Source organism: Mesorhizobium sp. LSHC420B00 (assembly GCF_000503055.1).
Taxonomy (GTDB): Bacteria; Pseudomonadota; Alphaproteobacteria; order Rhizobiales; family Rhizobiaceae; genus Mesorhizobium.
Map to the genome: position 1 here is coordinate 1 of NZ_AYVY01000071.1, position 2,648 is coordinate 2,648.

The following is a 2,648-nucleotide window of genomic DNA, read 5'->3' on the forward strand; positions in this document are numbered from 1 at the left end:
TGCCTGCAGGCTCTCCGGCGACGCCGTGCCGGCCCGCCTGCCAGTCCCGACCCGTTCATCCGGGCGACAGGAAGAGACGGGCATCATCCGGGACGAGCTGATCGCTGAGCCATGCCGCGAGATGGGCCGGGCCGGAATGGCGCAGATCGTCGTTGAAATCGCCGAGCTGCGGCCGCAACACCAGGGCGAGGATCCCGGCCTCGCCTGCGCGTTGGCTGAGGCGTTCGATGCCGTGCCGGCCGGCAGCGTCGGCATCGGCTGCGATGTAGAGGCGGCGGCAGCCAAGCGGAAGCCTCAGGCCGGCGAGGTGATTGGCCGAGGTGGCGGCCGCCACAGGCAGCGCCGGTATCACCACCTTAAGCGAAGCCATCGTCTCGAAGCCCTCGCCGGCCGCCATGACCGGGACGGGCATGCCGGGCTCATGGCCTAGCCAGATGCCGTTGCCAAGGAGATCCCCCAGCGAGCGGCGTGGATCCGCGAGTTGCGCCTTGCCGTGACCCGAAGGATCAAGCCAAGTCCGTTGCAGGCCGGTGATACGCCCGTCGAGGTTGGTGACAGCAGCAATCAGCGCAGGCAGGGTCTGCGTCTCGCCCGTTACGAGATTCCTGTAGTAGCAGCCGGGATGGAAGCGCAGCGCGCGCTCGTGCGTCGAAAGCAGAATGCCGCGGCCGGCAAGATAGCGTTCGGCCAGCGTGCCGGCGATCGGCTGGGACATGGCGAACAGACGACGCGCGGCCTCAGGGGAGCCGCGTTTCGCGGCTGGCTGGCACTGCGCGCCAAGGGGCTGAGGCTGGGGCGGTGGCAGCGGCATGGAGAGGAAGCGACGTGCTTCATCCGCGACCTCGCGGAAGTCGACCAGACCACAGCTCTGCTCGATGGCGTCAAGCAGGTCGCCATATTCGCCCGACGACTCGTCGACCCATTTTCCGGCTGCCTTGCCGCCAACCGCCTTGAGCCGCACATGCATGGAACGGCCGGGCGTGTTGCGGACATCGCCGACCATCCAGTAATTGCCGGAGCGATGGCCGTTGGGGAGATATTCGCGGCACACCGCCTCGGCATGATTGCCAAGGCGGCGTGCCAGCTCGGAGGCCGAGCCGGTCATGATCGCCTCCCCTCAAGCCGCCGCGGTGCGGTCGGTGACGCCAACCAGCGTATGGCGGTCGAGGAGCGCGGCGAGGATGGCGGAGCCTTGTTCGCTCGTCGGGATGAACAGCCGCAGCTTCCAGGAGATGATCTCGGAGATCAGCCCCAGCGCTTTCAACCGGGGGACCATCGCGTGGGTGAAGCCGATCAATTCGACACGGTAGTCGTTCATGACGCGGCTGCGGCGCAGAATCAGGCCATCGGCGAGTTGCAGTCCGATCCGTCCGTCGACAAGCCCGGTCCAGGCATCTTCCGGCGCGAGCTTGGGTACATCGTCGAGCCCCAGATTGCGGAACATGGTCGCGACAAGCGTCGGCGCGATGTGACGGCCGATGATGCGTTCGCCGGCATCGGTCTGGATCCGGTAGACCTGACAATCATGGTCTGGCAGCCGACGCCAGATCGGCAACAGCAGTCCCGTCACGATGTGAAAGGTGCTGGTGGTAAACTCCGGGACGGCAGCGACTTCTGCCTGCCACAGATCGCAGAACAGTTTTCGGTCGGTCGGCTGCCAGTGGGTTTCGGCAAGGGCGTCGAGGCCGAAGCGCAGCTCGTCGGTCGGCCGCAGCAGCCGCACGCGGTGCTCTATCGCGCCGTCGTCGAGCATCAGGCTCGCAGTCGGCAGCCGGATCGCCGCGCGGCTCGAACGTGTGTTCACCAGCAGAACCGATTGCGGCTCCGCCCGGACGATGGCCAGCGCATCAACCAGGCCGAGCGGCCGGATGCGGTCCTTGCGCGCCACGGTCAGGACATGCGACTGCGCGCCCGAGACCGGGTGCGAGTAGACGGTGCGGCGATCGGTGACGACGATGCTTTCCGCCGTGATGGTCTCCAGACCCTTGTCATAGGAGCCGGCGGCAATGGCGCCTTCTATTTTTCGCGACGGAGGCGTGCTTGTATTGGATCTTGCCGGCAACAGTGCCGAACGGCCGGTTGGCGATGTACCAGGCGATCGTGCGGCGCAGCTGCCGTGTCGTGAACCTCCAAGGCTCTTCGCCGATGCGCGGGATCGCCGGCTCTCCTTTTGAGCGCGCATCGAGGCCGTCGCGGAAAAGATTGAGCGTCGGCGCCGCACCTATGCCGAGGTGATCGGCACTCCAGGGCCAGTCCTTCAGCGTCACCCACAGCGACGACAATCCCTTCTCCGTGCGATTGCGCGCCGAGAGCACCTCCATGACTTCCACGGCGCGGGCGACCGGCTCGATCGTGATCCAGTCGGCCTGAACGCCCCGCGCGCCGTGGCGCTTGTAAACGGTGCTGCGTACCCGGTAGCGCTCAACTAGGCCGTCGGCGCTGCGCACCGGCGACACACAGCCCGGCTGCATCGCCTGCACCTCGCTGTCGCGCATGCCGGTGAGGTAAGCGCAGACGAGATAGCAGGCACCCTGCAGCATTCGCTCCTCTCGCGCGAGGCTGAGGCTGTCGAAGCGTTCTCGCCATGGCAAGCCGATGTCCGGATCGATCGAGATCGGTGAGATCGGAAGAGCACACGTCTGAACTCC

The 2,648-nt window shown here is 66.5% G+C and carries 2 protein-coding genes; both read right to left on the reverse strand.

The features are described from left to right. Window positions 1–55: 55 nt before the first annotated feature. Window positions 56–1,105 carry a toprim domain-containing protein gene (locus X760_RS73470; protein ID WP_023723247.1) on the reverse strand — a complete coding sequence of 350 codons (1,050 nt, stop codon included), beginning with the start codon at window positions 1,103–1,105 and terminating at the stop codon, window positions 56–58. Between the two features lie 12 nt (window positions 1,106–1,117). Continuing rightward, entirely contained in the window at window positions 1,118–1,888 is a 771-nt protein-coding gene (locus tag X760_RS73475) for a hypothetical protein (protein ID WP_245278806.1), read from the reverse strand. Between the last annotated feature and the right edge of the window lie 760 nt (window positions 1,889–2,648).

Coding starts and splice junctions, on each gene's coding strand:
- X760_RS73470 (WP_023723247.1), bottom strand. CDS start 1,105: ATGACCGGCTCGGCCTCCGAGCTGGCACGCCGCCTTGGCAATCATGCC.